The organism is Pyxidicoccus xibeiensis (assembly GCF_024198175.1).
Classification (GTDB): domain Bacteria; phylum Myxococcota; class Myxococcia; order Myxococcales; family Myxococcaceae; genus Myxococcus; species Myxococcus xibeiensis.
In genome coordinates this window covers 241,207-260,929 of record NZ_JAJVKV010000011.1, presented here as the reverse complement: position 1 = coordinate 260,929, position 19,723 = coordinate 241,207, and the positions used below count along the sequence as shown (strand labels likewise).

Annotated in this window: 17 protein-coding genes; 4 read left to right on the top strand and 13 right to left on the bottom strand. The window is 69.8% G+C overall.

Annotated features, from left to right (window positions below; all coding sequences use genetic code 11):
- Positions 1–73: 73 nt before the first annotated feature.
- Together LXT23_RS36585 and LXT23_RS36580 are read right to left on the bottom strand one after the other, a co-directional pair.
- A complete protein-coding gene (locus LXT23_RS36585) occupies positions 74–781 on the bottom strand; it encodes a hypothetical protein (protein WP_253985058.1) in 708 nt (235 codons plus the stop codon).
- 56 nt (positions 782–837) lie between these two features.
- Positions 838–1,101, bottom strand: a complete 264-nt coding sequence (locus LXT23_RS36580; protein WP_253985057.1) for a molecular chaperone DnaJ — start codon at positions 1,099–1,101, stop codon at positions 838–840.
- A 57-nt stretch (positions 1,102–1,158) separates the two neighbouring features.
- Between LXT23_RS36580 and LXT23_RS36575 the strand changes: the two genes are divergently transcribed.
- The 4 genes from LXT23_RS36575 (at position 1,159) to LXT23_RS36560 (ending at position 7,446) form a co-directional block, all read left to right on the top strand.
- On the top strand, positions 1,159–1,917 hold the full coding sequence (locus LXT23_RS36575; protein ID WP_253985056.1) for a DUF4159 domain-containing protein: 759 nt from the start codon (positions 1,159–1,161) through the stop codon (positions 1,915–1,917).
- Positions 1,918–1,944: 27 nt separating this feature from the next.
- The gene (locus LXT23_RS36570; RefSeq protein WP_253985055.1) at positions 1,945–4,224 is read left to right on the top strand and encodes a glutamine amidotransferase; all 2,280 of its coding nucleotides are present in this window, start codon (positions 1,945–1,947) and stop codon (positions 4,222–4,224) included.
- 74 nt (positions 4,225–4,298) lie between these two features.
- Complete coding sequence (locus LXT23_RS50475) at positions 4,299–5,897, top strand: serine hydrolase (protein ID WP_253985054.1); 1,599 nt, start codon at positions 4,299–4,301, stop codon at positions 5,895–5,897.
- A 124-nt stretch (positions 5,898–6,021) separates the two neighbouring features.
- Positions 6,022–7,446 carry an ELWxxDGT repeat protein gene (locus tag LXT23_RS36560; protein WP_253985053.1) on the top strand — a complete coding sequence of 475 codons (1,425 nt, stop codon included), beginning with the start codon at positions 6,022–6,024 and terminating at the stop codon, positions 7,444–7,446.
- 86 nt (positions 7,447–7,532) lie between these two features.
- Here LXT23_RS36560 and LXT23_RS36555 read toward each other — a convergent pair whose 3' ends face one another.
- The 11 genes from LXT23_RS36555 to LXT23_RS36505 all read right to left on the bottom strand — a co-directional run bounded on the left by LXT23_RS36555 (position 7,533) and on the right by LXT23_RS36505 (position 19,580).
- A complete protein-coding gene (locus LXT23_RS36555) occupies positions 7,533–8,186 on the bottom strand; it encodes a superoxide dismutase family protein (RefSeq protein WP_253985052.1) in 654 nt (217 codons plus the stop codon).
- 103 nt (positions 8,187–8,289) lie between these two features.
- On the bottom strand, positions 8,290–9,867 hold the full coding sequence (locus LXT23_RS36550; RefSeq protein ID WP_253985051.1) for an HsdM family class I SAM-dependent methyltransferase: 1,578 nt from the start codon (positions 9,865–9,867) through the stop codon (positions 8,290–8,292).
- Positions 9,868–10,052: 185 nt separating this feature from the next.
- Positions 10,053–10,502: a DUF6691 family protein gene (locus LXT23_RS36545; RefSeq protein ID WP_253985050.1), complete on the bottom strand. Its 450-nt coding sequence runs from the start codon at positions 10,500–10,502 to the stop codon at positions 10,053–10,055.
- Positions 10,499–10,924, bottom strand: a complete 426-nt coding sequence (locus LXT23_RS36540; protein ID WP_253985049.1) for a YeeE/YedE family protein — start codon at positions 10,922–10,924, stop codon at positions 10,499–10,501. Before LXT23_RS36540 ends, LXT23_RS36545 begins: the two co-directional genes overlap by 4 nt.
- 261 nt (positions 10,925–11,185) lie before the next feature.
- Entirely contained in the window at positions 11,186–12,016 is an 831-nt protein-coding gene (locus tag LXT23_RS36535; protein WP_253985048.1) for an ion transporter, read from the bottom strand.
- A 44-nt stretch (positions 12,017–12,060) separates the two neighbouring features.
- Entirely contained in the window at positions 12,061–12,768 is a 708-nt protein-coding gene (locus LXT23_RS50470; RefSeq protein ID WP_253985047.1) for an immunity 52 family protein, read from the bottom strand.
- 11 nt (positions 12,769–12,779) lie between these two features.
- Positions 12,780–14,363 (bottom strand): Tox-REase-5 domain-containing protein, encoded by a 1,584-nt coding sequence (locus LXT23_RS36525; RefSeq protein ID WP_253985046.1) that lies wholly within the window; start codon positions 14,361–14,363, stop codon positions 12,780–12,782.
- Positions 14,364–14,547: 184 nt separating this feature from the next.
- Positions 14,548–16,176 (bottom strand): sodium:solute symporter family transporter, encoded by a 1,629-nt coding sequence (locus LXT23_RS36520; protein ID WP_253985045.1) that lies wholly within the window; start codon positions 16,174–16,176, stop codon positions 14,548–14,550.
- A gap of 7 nt (positions 16,177–16,183) precedes the next feature.
- A complete protein-coding gene (locus LXT23_RS36515; protein ID WP_253985044.1) occupies positions 16,184–16,468 on the bottom strand; it encodes a DUF485 domain-containing protein in 285 nt (94 codons plus the stop codon).
- A gap of 14 nt (positions 16,469–16,482) precedes the next feature.
- Complete coding sequence (gene acs / locus LXT23_RS36510; protein WP_253985043.1) at positions 16,483–18,447, bottom strand: acetate--CoA ligase; 1,965 nt, start codon at positions 18,445–18,447, stop codon at positions 16,483–16,485.
- Positions 18,448–18,473: 26 nt separating this feature from the next.
- A complete protein-coding gene (locus tag LXT23_RS36505; RefSeq protein WP_253985042.1) occupies positions 18,474–19,580 on the bottom strand; it encodes a porin in 1,107 nt (368 codons plus the stop codon).
- Positions 19,581–19,723: the final 143 nt, after the last annotated feature.

The following is a 19,723-nucleotide window of genomic DNA, read 5'->3' as shown; positions in this document are numbered from 1 at the left end:
GGAAAGGCGGCGGAATGTACGCGCCGGGGCGGTGGAGGTAAAGCGCGCCAGAGGGCAGGGGCCCCCCAGCGGGTTACTTGACCCCCCACCGCTTTTCGAGCGCCCGCTGCTCCGCCTGGCGCTGCTTCAGCCGCTCCTTCTCCGCGCGCAGCTTGTCCGCATCCTCGGGGGAGGGCCGGACGGCCAGCTGGTACACCGCGCCCGCTATCGCGAAGAGGGCCGCCGCGACGATGACGCCCCACGGCCGGCTGGCGACGGCCGCCACCAGCCCGCCGAACTGGTGCAGGGCCGCGAGCGCGCCGATGACGAGCACCCACCCGCCCACCGCCGAGGCCACCAGGACGCTCACCGGCCGGTGGAGCAGCGCGCCCACCAGCCCGCCGATGATGAAGCCCGGCGCGAAGCCCAGCAGGAAGTCCTGCGGCCCGGCAATCTGCCCCGCGATGAGCCCCAGCGGCACCCCCAGGCCCAGGAAGGTGATGGCCGCGGGGAAGAGGAAGCCCAGCGCCAGCAGCACCGCCGCGACGATGGTGGGCAGGTGGGGGGTGAACTCCGGCAGGCCCAGCTTCGTGGCGACGACGCGGGTGCACCACAGGCCCAGCACCGCGCCGATGGGGCCCGCCAGCACGCGGAACAGCCGCCCGCCGCCGGCCAGCAGCAGCGTGACGCCGACGACACAGCAGACGATGCCCGCCCACATGGGCAGCAGGCGATAGATGCCCACCCAGCCGGAGGGGTTGAACGTCTGGTACGCCCTGAGGGCCTGGATGAGGCCTTCCATGGCTCGAGACTCCTTGAAGAGGGTGCGCGCACGGGATGGCGCGCGGTCCGCCCAGCTTACGCGTACCTGCTCAAAGCCAGCACCAGCAGGACGATAAAGACGGCGGCGGCGAGCAGGGCGAAGCCGTACAGGCGGCTGGGGGTGGAGGTGCGCCGGAGCAGCTCATGCGCCTCCGCCCTGTCCTCGGGGGAGGGGTTGCCCGCCAGGATGCGCTCGGCGGCCTTCCGGGCCCCGGCCACGTCGCCAGCGTCCTTCCGGGCCCAGGCGGCCCGGATTTCGTCCGACCCGGGCCCAGGGGGCGTCTGTCCGGCTTTTGCCATGGGGCCCCTCTATACCGGGGAATGCGAGCACCCGTCGACGGTATATAGAGACGCTCCATGTCCGCCCGGCGATTGACGCGTCGAAACCTCCTGCTCGGCACCGCCGCGCTCCTCCCGCTGCTCTCCCGGCGGGCGGACGCCTTCGGTGAGAAGAGCCGCTTCATCCCCGCGGTGGCCCGCCACGGAGGCCGCTGGGACGCGCGGCTGTCCGGGCTGCGCCGCATCGCCTGGGAGCTGCAGCGCCGCACCTCCGTGGAGGTGGTGCCGGACGCGCGCGGCTTCCAGCTCAGCTCCCGGGAGCTGTTCGAGTACCCCTTCCTCTACTTCGGCGGCGACGGCGCCTTCCCCGCGCTCACCGAGCCGGAGGTCACCAACCTGCGCCGCTACCTCACGTACGGCGGCTTCATGCTGGCGGACGCGAACGACGGCAGCGACGGGGACGGCTTCGACGCGTCCTTCCGCCGGGAGATGGCGCGGGTGCTGCCGCAGAGCCCGCTGGCCGAGGTGCCCTCCGGGCACGTGGTGTTCAAGTCCTTCTTCCTGCTGGACGCGGCGCCGGGACGGCTGCTCAACAAGCCACACCTGTCGGCCTGCATGCTGGGCAAGCGCGCCGCGGTGCTGTACTCGCAGAACGACCTGGCCGGGGCGTGGAGCCGCAGCGAGGCCGGAGACTACGAGTTCGACGTGTCCCCCGGAGGCGAGCCCCAGCGCGAGCTGGCCGTGCGCCTGGGCCTCAACATCTGCATGTATGCCCTCTGCCTCGATTACAAGGACGACGCCGTCCACCTGCCGCTCATCCTCAACAAGCGGCGCTGAAGCACCGGCCTGACGCCGAAAGCCTGGATGAACTCCCCCACCTTCAACGCCTGGAAGCTCGTCAGCCTCTCCCCGCTGCCACCCTGGGCGCTGGTGCTGCTCGCCCTCGGTCTGGTGCTGGGCGTGGCGCTGGCGGCCTGGGGCGTGCGCCGCGAGCCCTCGCGCGGGCGCCGTGTCCTGCTGTGGGCCCTTCGCGTGGGCGCGGGCGTGGCCGCGCTCTTCTTCCTGCTGGAGCCCGGCATCCGCCACCTGCAGGTGGCCCGGATGAAGAACCGCGTGGCGGTGCTGGTGGACCGCTCCGCCTCCATGAGCTTCCCCTCGGAGCCCGGCGGGCCCACGCGCACCGCGCAGGTGGCCGCCTTCCTGGAGAAGGCCGCGCCGCAGTTCGCCGCCCTGCAGGACCGCTTCACGGTGGAGCTGTACGGGTTCGACCCGGAGCTGGCCCCGGTGACGGCCGCGTCGCTGGCGAAGGAGCCGGCGCGCGCGGGCACGACCGACCTGCTGGCCGCGGTGCGAGCGGCGGCGGGCGCGGGGCAGGGCTCTCGAAAGCTGTCCGGCATGCTGCTGCTCAGCGACGGCGCGGACAACACGGAGCTGAAGGCGGGCGTGGTGGGCCGGGCGCGCGCGGCCCTGGCGGACCTGAACGTGCCCGTGTCCACGTTCACCGTGGGGCAGGAGGCGCTGAAAGATCTGGCGGTGGAAGGCCTGAAGGTCGACGACTTCGCCTTCGTGCGCAACTCGCTCACGGTGGAGGTGGAGATTCACGGCCGGGGCTTCAGCGGCCGCGAGCTTCCGGTGGTGCTCAGCCAGGAAGGCAAGACGGTGGCGAGCAAGACGGTGCGCCTGGAGTCGTCGGACGACGTGAAGCCGGTGTCCTTCACCTTCACGCCGGACCAGACGGGGCGCTTCGTCTACACGGTGACGGTGCCCACCTTCCCGGACGAGGCGGTGGCGGACAACAACACCCGCTCCTTCACGCTGAAGGTGATTCGAGACCGCGTGCGCGTGCTGCTGGTGGTGGGCCGGCCCTCGTGGGACGAGCGCTACCTGCGCGGGCTCTTGCGCCAGGACGCCAACGTGGACCTGGTGTCCTTCTACATCCTGCGCACGCTGTCGGACGACCCGGGCGTGGTGAACGAGCGCGAGCTGTCGCTCATCCCGTTCCCCATGGACGAGATTTTCGACACGAAGCTGGACACCTTCGACGTCGTCATCTTCCAGAACTTCGGGCACGCGGACCCGTCGCTGTCCATCGCCGAGTACGAGCGGAACCTGGAGCGCTACATCCACAATGGCGGCGCCTTCGTGATGATTGGCGGCGACAGCGTGCTGGGCGAGGGCCGGGCGACGATGCCCACGCTGATGGAGGCGCTGCCGGTGCAGGCCGCCGGCGCCGCGAATCCGGAGCCCTTCACCGCGCGGCTGACGCCCGAGGGCCTGCGCCACCCGGTGACCGCGATTGGCACGGGCGCGTCCAGCACCGAGGCGGCGTGGGCGGAGCTGCCGCCCATTCCGGGCGCCAACCTGACGCAGGCGCGGCCCGGGGCCACGGTGCTGCTGGACCATCCGCACCTGACGTCGAACGGGAAGAACGCGCCGCTGGTGGCGGTGTGGGACTACGGCCGGGGCCGGGCGCTGGTGATGGCCACGGACGCGTCCTGGTACTGGGCCTTCGCGGCGCACCGGGATGGCTCGCCCAACCGCGCGTATGACCGCTTCTGGGGCAATGCGCTGCGGTGGCTGGTGAGAGACCCGGACCTGACGACGCTGAAGGTGACGGCGGACCCGCCGTCGGTGGAGCCGGGGCGGCCCGTGGGCGTGGTGGTGCAGGCGCGGATGGCGGACTACCAGCCGGCGCAGGAGGCGCAGGTGCGGGTGGAGCTGTTCTCCGTGGCGTCACAGAAGCCGGTGGCGGTGCAGACGGGCACCACCGGGGTGGATGGTGTCGTGCGGCTGGAGTTCGCGCCGCCCGCGCCGGGGCCGTACAAGCTGCTGGCCACGGCGAAGAAGGGTGAGACCGACCTGGGCGCGGGCGAGGACGCGGTGGCGGTGCGCGCCGTGGGGCCCGAGCTGTCGGATGCGTCGGTGCGGCCGGAGCTGATGGAGCAGATTGCCAAGGTCACCGGGGGCAAGGCGTACAAGCTGCCCCAGGATGGCCTGCCCGACGTGCCGCTGCTGGACCCGCCGGTGGTGGAGGTGGGCCGCGCGAAGGACCAGCCGCTGTGGGACCGCTGGTACTACCTGGTGGCGCTCATCGCGCTGCTCGGCGCGGAGTGGTTCGCGCGGCGCCGGTTCGGCTACGTGTGACGGTGGGCCCCTGGGGCCCGGAGCCCGGGTGAGGTAGACAGGCGGCGACGCCACGTCCCTTCCCGGAGCTCTTCGTGCGACACGTCCTCGCGCTTCTCCTCGTCGTCGTTTCGTCTACTCCCGCCTTCGCCCAGACGGCTGCTCCGGAGGGCGTCGACGCCGCCATCCAGCGGACGATGGAGGCCTTCCAGGTGCCGGGCATCGCCGTCGCCGTCGTCAAGGACGGCAAGGTGGTGCTGGCGAAGGGCTATGGCGTGCGGAAGCTGGACACGCAGGCGCAGGTGACACCGGACACGCTGTTCGGGATTGCGTCCAATACCAAGGCCTTCACCGCGGCGGCGCTGGCCATGCTCGTGGACGAGGGGAAGCTCCAGTGGGACGACCGCGTCGTCGACCACCTGCCGTCGTTCCAGATGCATGACCCGTACGTCACCCGCGAGCTGACGATTCGGGACCTGCTGGTACACCGCAGCGGCCTGGGGCTGGGCGCGGGAGACCTGCTCTACTTCCCGCAGTCCACGTTCACCGAGGACGAGATTGTCGCGCGGCTGCGCCACATTCCCCCGGCGAGCAGCTTCCGCAGCCGGTACGCGTACGACAACATCCTCTACCTCGTGGCCGGGAAGGTCATCGAGAAGGCGAGCGGGAAGACGTGGAGCGCCTTCATCCGCGAGCGCATCTTCGCGCCGCTGGGGATGCGGACGAGCAACACCACGGTGACGGCCTTCAAGCCGGGCATGAACGTGGCGATGCCGCACGCGAAGGCGGATGGCGTGCTGAAGGCGATTGTGCCGGTGCCCTTCGACAACAACGCGCCGGCCGGAGCCATCAACTCGAGCGTGAATGAGCTGTCGCGGTGGATGCTGGCGCAGCTGGAGCGCGGCGCCATTCCAGGCACCGAGGGCAAGAAGCGCCTCTTCAGCGAGGAGCAGTCACGGGAGATGTGGTCCGCGCAGACGGTGCTGCCCCTCAAGGAGCCGTCGAAGGCGCTGGCCGGGGCGCGCGCGAACTTCGCGGCGTATGGGCTGGGCTGGAGCCTGCGCGACTACCGCGGCTACAAGCTGGTGGGGCACACGGGTGGACTGCCGGGCTACGTGTCCCGCGTGGTGCTCGTCCCGGAGCTGAAGCTGGGCATCGCCGTGCTGACGAACCAGGAGGAGCGCGGCGGGTACGAGGCGCCCACGTGGGCGCTGCTGGATGCGTACCTGGGCACGCCGACGCCGACGGACTGGGTCGCCGCGTTCAAGGCGGATGACGCCGAGCGGGAGGCCAAGGCGGAGGCGGTGGTGGCCGGGCTGGGCGCGGGCCGGAATGCGCAGTCCAGGCCGTCGCTGCCGGTGGAGGCCTACGCCGGGAAGTACCGCGACGCGTGGTACGGGGACGTGGCCATCGCGAAGGAAGGGGAGAAGTGGGTGCTCCGCTTCAGTCGCACGCCCGCGCTCACCGGTGCGCTGGAGCACTGGCAGTACGACACCTTCGTGGCCCGGTGGAAGGACCGCGCCCTGAACGCGGACGCCTTCGTGACGTTCTCACTCAAGCCGGATGGCTCCATCGGCGAGATGCGGATGCAGCCCGTCTCACCGCTCACCGACTTCAGCTACAACTTCCAGGACCTGCGCTTCACGCCGGTGAAGGAGGACGCGCCCGGGAAGGTCGCCCGTCCCGTGCACTGAGCGCGTTCCAGCGTTCCAACGTTGCGCGCCCACACAGCGGTGCGACTCACGCGCAGGTGGTCCCCGCGCGGGTGCCCACCAGATTACGGCTCCCGCCGGAAGGCTCCGGCGCATGAGGAGTCGCATGATGATGCGCTGGCACTTTCTTCCCCTCGGAGTGGCCCTGCTCTCGGGCTGCTCCTCCGCTCCTTCCGAAGCGTCCCTGGAGGAGCCCGGACCGGTGGCCCCGCTGGGAAGCGAGGTGTGGCGGCCCTGTGGGCGCACTTCGTATCTGCTCCGTGACATCCAGCCGGGCGCGGTGGGGTCGGAGCCACGGGAGCTGACGAAGGGCGACCGCATCCTGTTCTTCACCGCCGATGACGGCGTCTCCGGGCGCGAGCTGTGGAAGAGCAGCGGCACCGGAGGTTCGGGCACCCGGCAGGTGCGGGACATCTTCCCTGGCGCCGGAAGCGCGGACCCCGCGAGCCTGGCCATGGTGGAGGACACGCTCTACTTCTCCGCGGACGACGGGGTGAGCGGGCGCGAGCTGTGGAGGAGCGAGGGCACGCGCGACAGCACCCGGAGGGTGGCGGACCTCGTCACGGGGCCGGGAAGCTCGGACCCGCAGGACCTCATCGAGTTCGACGGGCGCCTCTATTTCAGCGCGGATGATGGGGTGAACGGGCGCCGGCTGTGGACGAGCGACGGCACGGCCGCTGGCACCCGCCGGGTGGCAGCGCTCCCCGACCCGGCCTTCGAAGCCCGCAGTCCGAGCCTGCTCACCCGCCTGGATGACGAGGTGTTTTTCTTCAGGACCGCGAGGCGCGACGTCGTCGACCTCTGGCGCAGTGATGGCACCGACGACGGCACCTTCAGGCTGGATACCGGCCCTGACTCCATCCGCCCGCTGACGCCCGCCCGGGACCTGCTCTTCTATGTGGGCAACAACGAGGGCGAGGAGAACCTGCGGCGCACGGATGGCACCCCCGAGGGCACCTTCCCCTTGATGTCGAGGGACCTGACACGCATCGATGAGGTCGAGGCGGTGGGGCGCCGGGTCCTCTTCTCCGTCGAGCGCTTCGCCGACGGCTCCCCGACACTCTGGAGGAGCGACGGCACTCCTGAAGGAACCGTCTCCGTGGCGGCCTTCGCCTCCAGGCCCCTGCACCTGACGCGCCTGGGGACTCGTGTCTTCTTCACCGTGGAGGACGCGGCGCACGGCCGGGAGCTGTGGGTGAGCGATGGCACCGCGGCGGGTACGCACCTCTTCAAGGACCTGGTGCCGGGCGCCGCCGGCTCCACGCCCGAGGAGCTGACCGTCGTGGAGGACAACCTCTTCTTCAGCGCGGTGACGCTGGCGGGCGGCCGCGAGCCGTGGGTCAGTGACGGCACGCCCGACGGGACGCGGCCGCTTCGGGAGATAGCTCCGGGGGTGGCGTCCTCCCATCCCATGGGGTTCATCCGCTCCGGCTGGGATGTCTTCTTCAGCGCGGAGGACGGCTCCCGTGGCCGGGAGCTGTGGGCCCTGCCGTTCCGGCCCGAGGACGCGTGTGACTCCGCTGCCCGCTGAGCGCCCCGGGGTAGGACGCGCCAGGGTCAGTTGGCGCGGAAGTGCCCCTCCCTTCACGGAGAGAGAGGCACCCGCGGCACCCGTGACTACTGCTGGGCCTTCTCCACCACGCCGCAGGCGATGCGGCCGCCGGCGTCGCCGGTCGGGTCGGAGTGGTAGTCGTCCTCCTTCGTGTGCACCACCACCGCGGAGCCGTCCTTGTCGAACATCGACTTCAGGGTGAGGCCCGTCTGGGCGAAGGTGTCGAACTGCACGCGGCCGTCCTGGCCCACATAGAGGTTGGGCAGGTCACCGGCGTGCTTGCCCTTCGGGGACATGATGCCGTGGGCCTTCTTGTGCGGGTTGAAGTGACTGCCAGCCGTCTTGAACTCGGGGGCCGCGCACTTGCCCGTCTCGTGGACGTGGAAGGCGTGCTGGCCCGGCGGCAGGTTGCTCAGCGTGCCCTTCACGAGCACGCCCTGGGCCGTCTGCTCGAACGTGATTTCACCCACGTCCTTGCCCTCGGCGTCCTTCACCATCGCCTTCGCCGTCTCCCCCTTGGGCGGAGCCTTCTTCGCCGGAGCCGGAGTCGCGGCCGGAGCCTGCCCCTGGGCTGCGTCGGCCGGCTTGCCCTGACCCTTGCTCTCGGCCTTTCCACCCTGGCTCTTGTCCTGGGCCTGGGGCGCCGCCTGCGGGGCCTGGGCCAGCGCGGCGGTGGTGGCGGTGAGCGCAACGGTGGTCAGCAGGGCTCGAATCTTCATAGGTCGGACCTTCCTCCTGGGTATGTCGCTACGGAGCAAAGGTGGACACTAGCGGTTGCTCCCGCCTGTCGCCCTGGAAACCGTGCGGGCCACCCCGGAGCGTTCACTGCTCCGCGCGAGGCCCCAGCGGCACCGGCACCACGCGAGAAGCACCGAAGGCCGGAGCCCAGACGCGCTGCACCTCCGGGCCGTTGAGGAAGTCCACGAGCGCTCGGAAGGCAGGCAGGGGGCCGCCCAGCGTCTCCGCCCAGGCCAGTCCCCGGGGCGAGAGGTTCGGCACCAGCGGGCCCAGCTCCTCCAGCGTCCTCCCGGACCGCGTGACGAGCAGCCCTTCGTCCCGCAGCCGCTGGGGCACGTACAGGGGCGCGAAGCGCGCATGGCGATGGTCGTGGACGCAGCCCTCCTCCTCCAGCAGCGCGGCCGACAGCGGCAGCTCGCGCACGTTGAAGAGGAGCTTCACCGCGCCCACGTGCGGGTCATACGGCCCGCGCAGCCGGTGGTCGCCGCGCGGAATGAGGCGCCGGTCCAGGTAGCAGTACGCACGGGCCTCGGGGGGCACGTGGCCCCGGTGACGCGCGCCTCCGTAGCGGAAGAAGGGGCGCACGTGGCTCGCCTCCACCTCCAGCGGAGGCCCCGCCTTCAGCTCGCGCAGCTTGGGCAGCAGTGACTCCGGCAGGCCGTACGCCAGCGCGAAGGCCGGAAGCTCCTCCTCGCGCGTGGCGGCGAAGGCGCGCACGCGGGCCAGCAGACGCTCCGGGTCGGCGTCCACCAGCAGCTCGTCGAAGCGCGTCTTCACCCCGGGCAGGCTCACCGGGACGAGCGTGGTGAGCGGCTCGCCCTCCGCGCGCCAGCGTGCATCCAGCTCGGTGGCCTCCGGGGCCGTGGGGGACAGGCGCCACTCGGGGGCCTCGGGCGTGAAGCCCTGCCAGACACCTTGCCGCTCGAAGCGCGGCTGCTCTCGAGGTCCGGGCAGCGAGCTCCACACGGTGATGCAGGTGCGCACCTGCGTGCCGGCGAAGACGCCGGGGCCCAGGTCCACCACCTCCCGCAGCGCCAGCGTGCCCAGCATGAGCTGGCGCAGCGGCGCGTACATGAAGGCGTCCAGCAGGCTCGCCGGGGTGATGAAGGCCAGCACTCCCGGACGCGACACCAGCCGGTGCGCGGCCACCAGGAGGAAGAAGGCGAAGTCGTCGCGCAGGCTGGTGCCTGGCATCAGGGCCAGCGGCAGCAGGGCGCGCAGCCGCGCGTAGGTGTCTGGGTCCTTCAGCACCGGCGACGTGCCGTTGTAGGGCGGGTTGCCCACCCACAGCTCCCGGTGCTCCGGCGGCGTCGCGGCCAGCAGCGGGGCCAGCCCGCCACGCAGCGAATCCCCGACGCGCACGTCCGCGCCGGGCACCCGGGCCTGGCAGACGCGTGCCACCTCCGGGTCCAGCTCCAGGCCGCACAGCCGTGCGTCGGGCCGCAGCCGTGCCGCCGCCGTGAGGAAGGCTCCGGCGCCGCACGCCGGGTCCACCACCGTGAGCGGGCCCTCGCCCAGGTGCGCCAGGGCCAGCGACAGCGTGCGCTCCACCAGGGGGGCCGGCGTGTAGAAGGCACCCACCGCCTTGCGATTCAGGCCAGGGAACTGGAGGACGAGCTTCTCCTCGTCCACCTCCAGCGGCCTGTTGGCAGTGCGTGGCATCGGATGCCCCCCATCCTAGCCAGCGCCCTGCGACGCGACGGCCCACCCACCTCAATGCGCGAGGGGGAAAGTCGTTGCTGTGATTTCCACGTCACTTACCTGCCCTGGAGTCTGAGACGCAGGACCGCCATGGAGCACCGCGCCATCGACGGCTTGGGGTGAGGGAGGCCGCTCCGATGGAGTGTTCAGGGGCTGCTGACGTGAGGGGCGTGCGCCGACGCGCGAGCGGACTCCCACCAGCGGAAGACACCCATGCCGGCCAGCATGCCCGCGACGAAGAGGAGCACCGTCGCGCCGCCCCCGGGCAGTGAGGTGAGGGCCGGTCCGGGGCAGTAGCCCGAGAGACCCCAGCCGATGCCGAACAGCGCCGCGCCGCCCACGAGCCGCCGGTCCACCCGCGCCTGTCCCTGGGCGGGAAAGGCCGGGGCGAGGACGGGACGCTGCCGCCGCAGGATGAGCCGACGCAGCAGGGCGTGCGTGCCGAGCGCGCCGGCCATGACGAAGACGAGGGTCGGGTCCCAGCTCCCCGCGACATCGAGGAAGCCGACGACCTTCGCCGGGTCCGTCATTCCCCCGAGGCCCAGGCCCACCGCGAAGAGCAGCCCTGCCAGTCCCGCCATGAGGACGGCCTTCATGACACACCGCCCAGCAGGTGACGGACGACGAAGACGGTGAGCACCCCCGTTGCGATGAAGGTGGCCGTCGCTACGATTGACCGGGTGGCGCCGCGTGCGATGCCGCAGATGCCATGCCCGCTGGTGCAGCCGCTGCCCAGGCGCGCCCCCAGGCCTATGAGCAGGCCCGACAGGAGGGGAACTCCCACGCCCGCGGCGACTGGCGCTCCCAGCGCGCCAGGCATGAAGACGGCAAGCAACGCACCGCCGAGGAGGAGGCCCGCGAGGAAGGCCACGCGCCAGCCCACCTCCTGGCGCGACGGAGTGAAGAGGCCACCGACGATGCCGCTGATACCGGCGATGCGGCCGTTGAAGAGGAGCAGGAGGGAGGCGCTCAGCCCAATGAGGACGCCACCCAGGAGGGGAAGGAGGACCGCGTTCATCGTGACGTCACCTGTGAGTCATGCGCTGAGAGAGAGGAGGCTGGCCGTGGGGCCGGCTCATTCAGCTCCAATGAGCCAGAGTCCGGACGAAGGAAAAAGGATGCAGCCGGGCCGCGAAGGGGTGACTGGTTCCGGCGCAGGCCCGTCGGCCGGGCACGCCATGGCTCGGGGGCAGGGCCTCGAAGACGGTCTGCGGGTGGCGGCCCGGGAAGGAGACGACGGGCCGCTGGAGGCGCTCCTCTCCCGGCACGCAGGCCTGCGCTACAGCGAGTGCCCGCAGTACTTGCAGTGCGACGCGTCGAGGTCATGTCCCTGGACGCCGCAGCCGAGGCAGGCGCGCGTGTCGACGGCGTGGCGGGTGGCGGCGGCGAGCTCCACGGAGACGATGCCCGTGGGCACCGCGATGATGCCGTAGCCCATCACCATCAGCACCGAGGCGACGAACTGCCCCAGCATCGTCTTGGGCGTGATGTCGCCGAAGCCCACCGTCGTCACCGTGACGATGGCCCAGTACATGGCCCGGGGGATGCTGTCGAAGCCGTTGTTCCCGCCCTCGATCACGTACATCAGCGCGCCGGTGATGACGACGATGGTCAGCACCGTGCCCAGGAACACCGTGATTTTCGGCCGGCTGGCGCGCAGCGCGGTGATGAGGATTTCCGCCTGTCCCAGCAGGTGCGCCAGCTTGAGCACGCGGAAGATGCGCAGCAGCCGCAGCACCCGCACCACCAGCAGCGACTGGGCGCCGGGAATCAAGATGCTCAGGAGCGTCGGGAGGATGGCCAGCAGGTCCACCAGCCCGAAGAAGCTGCGCATGTACAGGAACGGCCGCCGGACGGCGATGATGCGCAGCACGTACTCCACGGTGAACAGCGCCGTGAAGAACCACTCCACGGCACGGAGCACGGAGCCGTACTGCTCGCGCATCGCTGCCACGCTCTCCAGCATCACCGCGATGATGCTGAAGACGATGGCCCACAGGAGGGCGACGTCGAACGCCTTCCCTGCCGGGGTGTCCGCTTCGAAGATGATGGTGTGCAGCCGGTGGCGGAAGCCGCCGTCGGCCGGGCTCTGCTCGGAAGGACTCAGCACCGCGCCAGTCTAGGCGCCCTGGGCCCGTTGGAAAGTGTGGGCGCTCACGCCTGGAGAGGACGTAGCAGGCCTGCCCGGTCAAGCAGTTCCTGCACCTGGGCGGCGAGTGCGACGTGCTCGGGGTTGCTGGCCGTGAATCGCTCGGGGGTGAGGATGATGAGGGTGCCCTTGTCCGCCACGGGTTCGATTCGGACGGGGGCGGGGAGGGGCGGCACGGTGCCCCAGCTGTGAGAGAAGTACATGACCCAGCCCACGAAGGTTCCAGGCGTCGCGGTCTTGAGGACTTCATCACGGTGCAGGTCGGACGTGGCGACCCCCCATTCCGGCTCCCAGGCGAGTGCCATCGCTTGAAGGGTCCGGGACATCACCGTCGCATCGATGAGCCGCTCCGCGATGGGCCCTCGCCGAGGCGGGTTGACCGTGCACACGTTGCTCAAGTACGGGGACGCAACTCCACAAGTGCAGGTGACGCCAGTGGTGCTTCCATCGGCTTCTCCATTCCAAGCCACGAAGCTGAATCCACTGACCAGTTGATGTTTCCTCAGTGAGAAGAGTTGCTCGAAGGTCGATGCAATAGGAGGAAGGCGTTTCTCAAGTGCCTGCTTCCGGCTCTTGCCAGTTCCAAACCAATTTGCCCAGGTCGGGTCCAGTGTGGAGATGCCCTGGAACAGAGAGGCCGCACGCCGAGCACAGGCTTCTGGCGACTCCTTGCGGCTTGGCCAGTAGACGCCAGCGTAGTAATTCTCGGTCACGGACTCTCCCTTCAGGGCCGCGCTGGAACGTGGACTACTTCGATTCCTCCGCGGCCGTTGGCCTCGAAGAACTTCCTGAGATAGTCCGCGAACCTCTTCTCAGCCACAACCCAACGCACAGGAATGCCGCCAGCGGCTTCGATTTGTCTGCCCGCCTGTACGAGCATGTTGTCTGAGCCCTCAAAAAACCATAATGCCTCCAGGTCGCCGTCGATGAACTTCGCCAGGTTCGGGCCCTTCACTTCGAGCAGAGAGCCCCCATCGAAGCCGTCGAAGTCCACGTAGTCCATGGGGCCATCACCGGTCCGGACACGGTAGACCCAGCCTTCAGGGGCACCCGTGATTTGTTCCTGATACCTACGAGCGGGAGGCTTCATGCCTTCGTTCTTCCTGACCCATTGGCCAGGGCCCCTCGGCGGGGGTGGCCAGGGAGGCTTGGCATGGCTGCTCCCGCTTGCCCCGCCGGCACCCTGATTGGCCATGTGGAGCACGTAGAGAGCACTGGCTCCCTGCCCCGCGACAGCGACGACCTGTCCCGCTGGCACCACCACCGTGCGCAGCGCCAGGGCACCATCCGCGGCGAGCGAGAGCACGGGCACTCCGAGTTGCCCCAGCCGGCTTCCCACCGAGGCCAGCCGCACGCTGCCCGCGCCCGCCGTGCCACACGTGAGCAGCACGTTGGTGAGCAGCCTCGAGGCCTGCCGCACCTGCTCTCCATGGGGGAGTGCCCGGTAACGCTCCCAATACTCAGGGCTGTGCTCAATCAGTGTGCGCACCGCCGCCGGAAGCTTCGCCAGTCCGGCGAGGCTCTCTCCCGGCTGCATCACCAGCGTCACCACACCGTCCACCACGTCCAGTACCGCCCGGCCGAGTCCTTCCACTGCCGGCCCTACCGTGCCGGTGTCCGGCATGAAGCTGCCGGCCACACGCGCATCCGGGTGGTGTCCCAGGTCGTCCTCCAGCCGGTACAGGTAGCGGTCTCCCCGCGTGCCATAGAAGGGCCCTACCTCGAAGCCTTCCGCGCGCAGGGCGCCCTCAGAGAGCTCGACCTCACCCGCGAATTGAATCGCCTCGCCCGTGGTGGCGCGCACCAGATGGCCATCCGGTCGCAGAACGAGTGCCCCGACGTACCGGCGCATGCGCTCGTGCAGCGTGTCTCGCGTCACCGTCCTGCGTTCCTGGACCACTTGGACCAGCAGGTGGGCAGCCATGCGCCGAGGCCCCCAGTCGCGCAGAGGCACGTCCGTCTCCAGCAGCGAGGTCAGCAGGTGCGCTGCCAGCTCTGGCGTCAGCTTCCGCCCGTTACCCGGGAGTCGTGAGGGCGGTACTCCCGCGCGCACCAGCAGGCCCTGGAACCCGTCCACATCGAGGCGCGAGGACCTGATGGGACCCAGCTCGCCTCGCTGCGCATTCTCCGCGGGGAGACCATGGAGGAAGTGCGAGTTGAACAGCAGCCCCTTGCGCAGGTGCCAGGAGTACGGGTCGTCCAGCGGCAGCGGGCCTCCCGTGCCGCAGCCACCGAGCACGATGAGGACGACGAGAAACGCGCTGATGACGGCTCGGCTGGGTGTACTGCGGGACTCCAGGTCGTGCATGGGGCTGCCGTCTCGTCAGAGAGGGGGGACTGTGTCGCGGCAGCTGGAATCGTAGCCCTATCCCCGGCGGTGGCACCGCATGCCTATGGTGAAGCGGGGAGGGGCCCGGACCCCTTGGAGACCCGGGCCCCATCCGTGCCCTCCTCCTCCGGGGGGGAATGGGAGGAGGACAATTCCTTCGACGTCAGGCCCTGCTCGGGCCAGGCACCTGTGCGGGCGTGCCCACGGCCGTCGATGCGGGGACCTCCGGCGCCGGCAGGGTGGGCAGGACGGCGCCTACGTGCATCCGGTGCTTCACCTCGGCGAAGCGGTCGCTGGACTCCTGCTCCGGGAACATCAGCGACACCAGCACGCCCACCGCGAACGACAGGGGAATGGTGATGATGCCCGGGTTCTTCAGCGGGAAGAACGCGGTGGCGTTCTTGAACAGGTCCACCTGCACCGTGGGTGACAGGAAGATGAGCACCACCGCGCTGAAGGCCCCCGTCAGCATGCTGGCCACCGCGCCATTCGTGGTGAAGCGCTTCCAGGACATGGACAGCAGCAGCGCCGGGAAGTTGGCGCTCGCGGCGATGGCGAAGGCCAGGCCCACCATGAAGGCCACGTTCTGCCCCTTGAAGGCCACGCCCAGAATCACCGCCAGCACGCCCAGCAGCAGGCTGGCCAGCCGCGCCACCTTGAGCTGCTCGTGCTCGGGCGCCTTGCCCTTGCGCACCACCGTGGACCACAAGTCATGCGACAGCGCCGCCGCGCCGGACAGCGTCAGGCCCGCCACCACCGCGAGGATGGTGGCGAAGGCCACCGCGGAGATGAAGCCCAGGAAGCCCGTGCCGCCCAAGACTTCGGCCAGCATGGGCGCCGCCATGTTGCCGCCCTTGTCCACGCTGGTAATCGCCTGCCGGCCCACCAGCACCGACGCGCCGAACCCGAGGATGAACGTCACCAGGTAGAAGTAGCCGATGAGCCCCGTGGCGTAGAACACGCTGCTGCGCGCCGCCTTCGCGTCCGGCACCGTGTAGAACCGCATCAGGATGTGCGGCAGCCCCGCCGTGCCGAACATCAGCGCCACCCCCAGCGAGATGGCCTCCAGCGGGCTGGCCACCAGCTTGCCAGGAGCCAGCGTCTCCGGGCCGTAGACCTTCGCGGCCTCGCTGAACAGCGTGAGCGGGTTGAAGCCGAACTTGAAGAGCACCGCCCCCGCCAGCGCCGACGCGCCGGCCAGCAGCAGGACGGCCTTCACGATCTGCACCCACGTGGTGGCAATCATCCCGCCGAAGAGCACGTAGAGAATCATCACCGCGCCCACGATGATGACCGCCATCTCGTAGGACAGGCCGAAGAGCAGGTGGATGAGGTTGCCGGCGCCCACCATCTGCGCAATCAGGTAGAAGCTCACCACCGTGAGCGTGCCCAGCGCCGCGGACAGGCGCACCGGCGTCTGCCGCAGTCGGTAGGCCACCACGTCCGCGAAGGTGTACTTGCCCAGGTTGCGCAGCGGCTCGGCGATGAGGAACGTCACCACCGGCCAGCCCACCAGCCAGCCCACCGAGTAGATGAGGCCGTCGAAGCCGGACATGGCCACCAGGCCGGCAATGCCCAGGAAGCTGGCGGCGCTCATGTAGTCGCCGGCCAGCGCGAAGCCGTTCTGCCAGGCACTCACCCCGCCGCCCGCGGCGAAGAACTCCGAGGTCGTCTTCGTCTTGCGCGCCGCCCAGTACGTAATCCCCAGGGTGATGGCGACGAAGATGAGGAAGAAGAGGATGGCCGTGGCGTTGGGCTGGCCCAGCTGCGTGCCCGTCGTGGTCGGATTCATGCCGTCCTCACTTTCCGCCGCGGTACTTGTGGAGGGCGCGGTCGTACGGCCCGTTCGCCCAGAGCCGGTAGATGCCCGTCAGCACCCAGGCGGTGACGATGACGAGCGCCCCCAGCAGGATGCCCACGGACAGGCCCGGGACGATCTGCCGGCCCATCAGCGGCTTGTTGAAGGCGACCAGCAGGATGAAGCCCAGGTACGCCACCAGCGTGGCCACGGTGAGTGCCGCGGCCACGCGCCAGCGTGCCGCCGCGAGCGCCTCGAGCGCTTCCTCTTGGGATTTCGCTGACATCGAAGTTCCTCCTGTCATCGCTTGACCTGCGGGGGGCTGCCCTTCGCGAGCAATTCGTCGAGCACGGCGGGGTCCGCCAGGGTGGTGGCGTCACCCAGGTTCTCCGTCTCACCGGAGGCAATCTTGCGCAGCATGCGCCGGAGAATCTTCCCGGAGCGCGTCTTGGGCAGGCCACTGACCAGCACCACACGGTCCGGCGTGGCGATGGGGCCGATGACGTGGCGCACCTGCTCCTTGAGCGCGCCCACCATCTGCTCCGACGAGGCCTCCTGCCAGTCCGGCTTCACGGTGACGAAGGCGCACACGCCCGTGCCCTTCAAGTCATGCGGGAAGCCCACCACGGCGGCCTCGGCCACGGACTCGTGCGCCACCAGCGCGCTCTCCACCTCGGCGGTGCCCAGGCGGTGGCCGGAGACGTTGAGCACGTCGTCCACGCGGCCGGTAATCCAGTAGTAGCCGTCCTCGTCGCGCCGGCAGCCGTCACCCGTGAAGTACAGGTTGGGGAAGCGCGAGTAGTACGTCTCCACGAAGCGCTGGTGGTGGCCGTACAGCGTGCGCGCCTGTCCGGGCCACGAGCGCGCCAGGCACAGGTTGCCGCTGACGCCGTTGCCCTCGATGACGCGGCCCTCGTCGTCCACCAGCACCGGCTCCACGCCGAAGAAGGGCAGGGTGGCCGAGCCGGGCTTGCACGGCGTGGCTCCGGGCAGCGGCGAAATCAGGATGCCGCCGGTCTCCGTCTGCCACCACGTGTCCACCACCGGGCAGCGGCCCTCGCCCACCACGTCGTGGTACCAGCGCCACACCTCCGGGTTGATGGGCTCGCCCACCGAGCCCAAGAGGCGCAGCGACTGGCGCGAGCCCTTCCTCACCCAGGCGTCACCCTCCTTGATGAGGGCGCGCAGCGCGGTGGGCGCCGTGTAGAGGATGGTGGCCTTGAGGTCATCCACCACGCGCCAGAGCCGGGACGCGTCCGGGTAGGTGGGCGTGGACTCGAACATCACCGTGGTGGTGCCGTTGATGAGCGGCCCGTAGAGGATGTAGCTGTGGCCCGTCACCCAGCCGAGGTCCGCCGCGCAGAAGTGCACGTCGTCCGGCTGGATGTCGAAGACGTAGCGGAACGTGGTGGCGGCATAGGTGAGGTAGCCGCCGGTGGTGTGCAGCACGCCCTTGGGCTTCCCGGTGGAGCCGGACGTGTAGAGGATGAAGAGCGGGTCCTCGGCGTCCATCCACTCGGCGGGGCAGGTGCCGCGGTGCTTCGCCATCTCCGCGTCCAGCCAGTAGTCGCGGCCGGCGAGCATGGGCACCTCCTTGGAGGTGCGGCGCACGACGAGGACGGACTCCACCAGCGAGAGTCCCTCGGCCGCCTCGTCGGCGATGGCCTTGGTGGGCACCATCTTCGGGCCGCGCGGGCCCTCGTTGGCGGTGACGAGCACCCTGGCACCCGAGTCGAGGATGCGCTCGCGCAGCGCCTCGGCGGAGAAGCCGGCGAAGACCACCGAGTGCACCGCGCCGATACGGGCGCACGCGAGCATGGTGTACGCCAGCTCCGGCACCATGGGCAGGTAGATGCAGACGCGGTCGCCCTTGCGCACGCCGTGGGCCTTCAGCACGTTGGCCACGCGGCCCACGTGGTGCTGGAGGTCGCGGAAGGTGATGACCTGGTACTCGCCGGGCTCGTTCTGCGCCCAGATGATGGCGGGCTTGTTGGGACGCACCCGCGCATGGCGGTCCACGCAGTTGAAGGCCGCGTTGAGCTTGCCGCCGCTGAACCAGGCGAAGTCCACCTGCTCGGTGTCCACGTCCAGCACGGTGTCCGGCTTGTGGAACCAGGTGAGCTGCTGGGCCATCTCGCCCCAGAAGGCCTCCGGCTGCTCCAGGCTCTGTTTGTAGAGGCGCTGGTAGTCCTCCAGGCTCTTCACGTGCGAGGTGCGGCTGAACTTCTCCTTCGGCTGGATGAACGCGTCCTTCGTCGGGGCCATGGGGGTGGTCATCCTCGTGTGGGCGGTCAGTAGAAGAGCTGGAGCTGGGCGGTGCCGGTGATGGCCGTCTCCGCCTCGGAGATGTCTCCCACGCGGGCGAGCGCCACCTCCGTCTTGAGGTTCAGGGTGTGTTTCTGGAACCAGAGGTTGAACCCGGGCCGCAGGGCGAGCAGGTCCTGGTTGGCGACGCGCGAGTGGAAGTACTCGGCGGAGAGCACCGGCTGCAGCTGGCCGAAGCGCCAGCCCAGCTCGGTGAAGAAGCCGGTGCCGCTCTGCGGGACGTCGAAGCCCTGGCGGTAGTGGAAGACGTTGGTCTGGAAGACCACCTCCTGGTCATCCGGCAGCGGCAGGTCGAAGAAGACGTCCAGCGCGAGCGCCAGTGCGTCGTGGACGCCGGTGGCGCTGCCCACCGCGGAGGGCTGGTAGTCCACGCCCGCGCCCACCGACAGCAGGGGCTTGTCGGCGAAGTAGATGCCCTTGAAGAAGAAGTCCTCCTCGCGGCCGAGGAAGTTCCAGCGGACGTGGGCGAGGCCGCGGGGCAGGTCGTCCGGGTTGATGGCGGGGGCGTTCTCCCGGGTGGTGCCCTCGGCGCCGTTGAAGATGGCGGCACGGAAGTGGAGCGGACCGGCGAAGCCACGCACCTGCGCGCCGGTGTCGCGCCAGATCTTCCCGACGGTGGCCGGATAGCGGATGAGGCTGGAGTGGTAGTCGACGGTGTTGAGTGACGTGGCGCCCTGCAGCGAGTGGTGCGAGAGCGGCGCGAGGAGCAGGCCGGCCTCCACCCAGATCTTGTCGGCGAACTCGTAGGACAGGTACGCGTCCTGGACGAAGAGGGTGACGTTGAAGTTGCCGTCCTTGCCGAAGTTGGGCTGGTCGATTTCGGCGAAGAACGACAGCTTCTTCGTGATGGTGCCGCCGACGATGAGCCGGATGCGGCGCAGGTAGAGGTCGGTGCCCACGGCGCCAACCGGCGCACCGTCCTCGATGAGCTGGAGCTGCGGCTGCAGGAGGATGCCCACGTTGAGGCTGGCCTCCTCACCGAGGGGAATCCTGGCGGCGGCCGCGGGGCCGGCGGTCCACAGGGCCACCAGGGCGGCCAGGAGCGACAGCGGGCGAAGGGGGGCAGGGCGCATGCCCGCCGACATGAGCAACCCCTCTGCCAACGCACGCTGTGCGGAGATTCAAGACCTTACAGGTTGGCCCGGTGCGTCAGGATGTTACGGAAGGTGACGTGGGCGTTACCGCGGTAACGATTCGTGCAGTGCGTCGTAACAGG

Coding starts and splice junctions, on each gene's coding strand:
- LXT23_RS36585 (WP_253985058.1), bottom strand. CDS start 781: ATGGAAGGCCTCATCCAGGCCCTCAGGGCGTACCAGACGTTCAACCCC.
- LXT23_RS36580 (WP_253985057.1), bottom strand. CDS start 1,101: ATGGCAAAAGCCGGACAGACGCCCCCTGGGCCCGGGTCGGACGAAATC.
- LXT23_RS36575 (WP_253985056.1), top strand. CDS start 1,159: ATGTCCGCCCGGCGATTGACGCGTCGAAACCTCCTGCTCGGCACCGCC.
- LXT23_RS36570 (WP_253985055.1), top strand. CDS start 1,945: ATGAACTCCCCCACCTTCAACGCCTGGAAGCTCGTCAGCCTCTCCCCG.
- LXT23_RS36560 (WP_253985053.1), top strand. CDS start 6,022: ATGATGATGCGCTGGCACTTTCTTCCCCTCGGAGTGGCCCTGCTCTCG.
- LXT23_RS36555 (WP_253985052.1), bottom strand. CDS start 8,186: ATGAAGATTCGAGCCCTGCTGACCACCGTTGCGCTCACCGCCACCACC.
- LXT23_RS36550 (WP_253985051.1), bottom strand. CDS start 9,867: ATGCCACGCACTGCCAACAGGCCGCTGGAGGTGGACGAGGAGAAGCTC.
- LXT23_RS36545 (WP_253985050.1), bottom strand. CDS start 10,502: ATGAAGGCCGTCCTCATGGCGGGACTGGCAGGGCTGCTCTTCGCGGTG.
- LXT23_RS36540 (WP_253985049.1), bottom strand. CDS start 10,924: ATGAACGCGGTCCTCCTTCCCCTCCTGGGTGGCGTCCTCATTGGGCTG.
- LXT23_RS36525 (WP_253985046.1), bottom strand. CDS start 14,363: ATGCACGACCTGGAGTCCCGCAGTACACCCAGCCGAGCCGTCATCAGC.
- LXT23_RS36520 (WP_253985045.1), bottom strand. CDS start 16,176: ATGAATCCGACCACGACGGGCACGCAGCTGGGCCAGCCCAACGCCACG.
- LXT23_RS36515 (WP_253985044.1), bottom strand. CDS start 16,468: ATGTCAGCGAAATCCCAAGAGGAAGCGCTCGAGGCGCTCGCGGCGGCA.
- acs (WP_253985043.1), bottom strand. CDS start 18,447: ATGGCCCCGACGAAGGACGCGTTCATCCAGCCGAAGGAGAAGTTCAGC.
- LXT23_RS36505 (WP_253985042.1), bottom strand. CDS start 19,580: ATGCGCCCTGCCCCCCTTCGCCCGCTGTCGCTCCTGGCCGCCCTGGTG.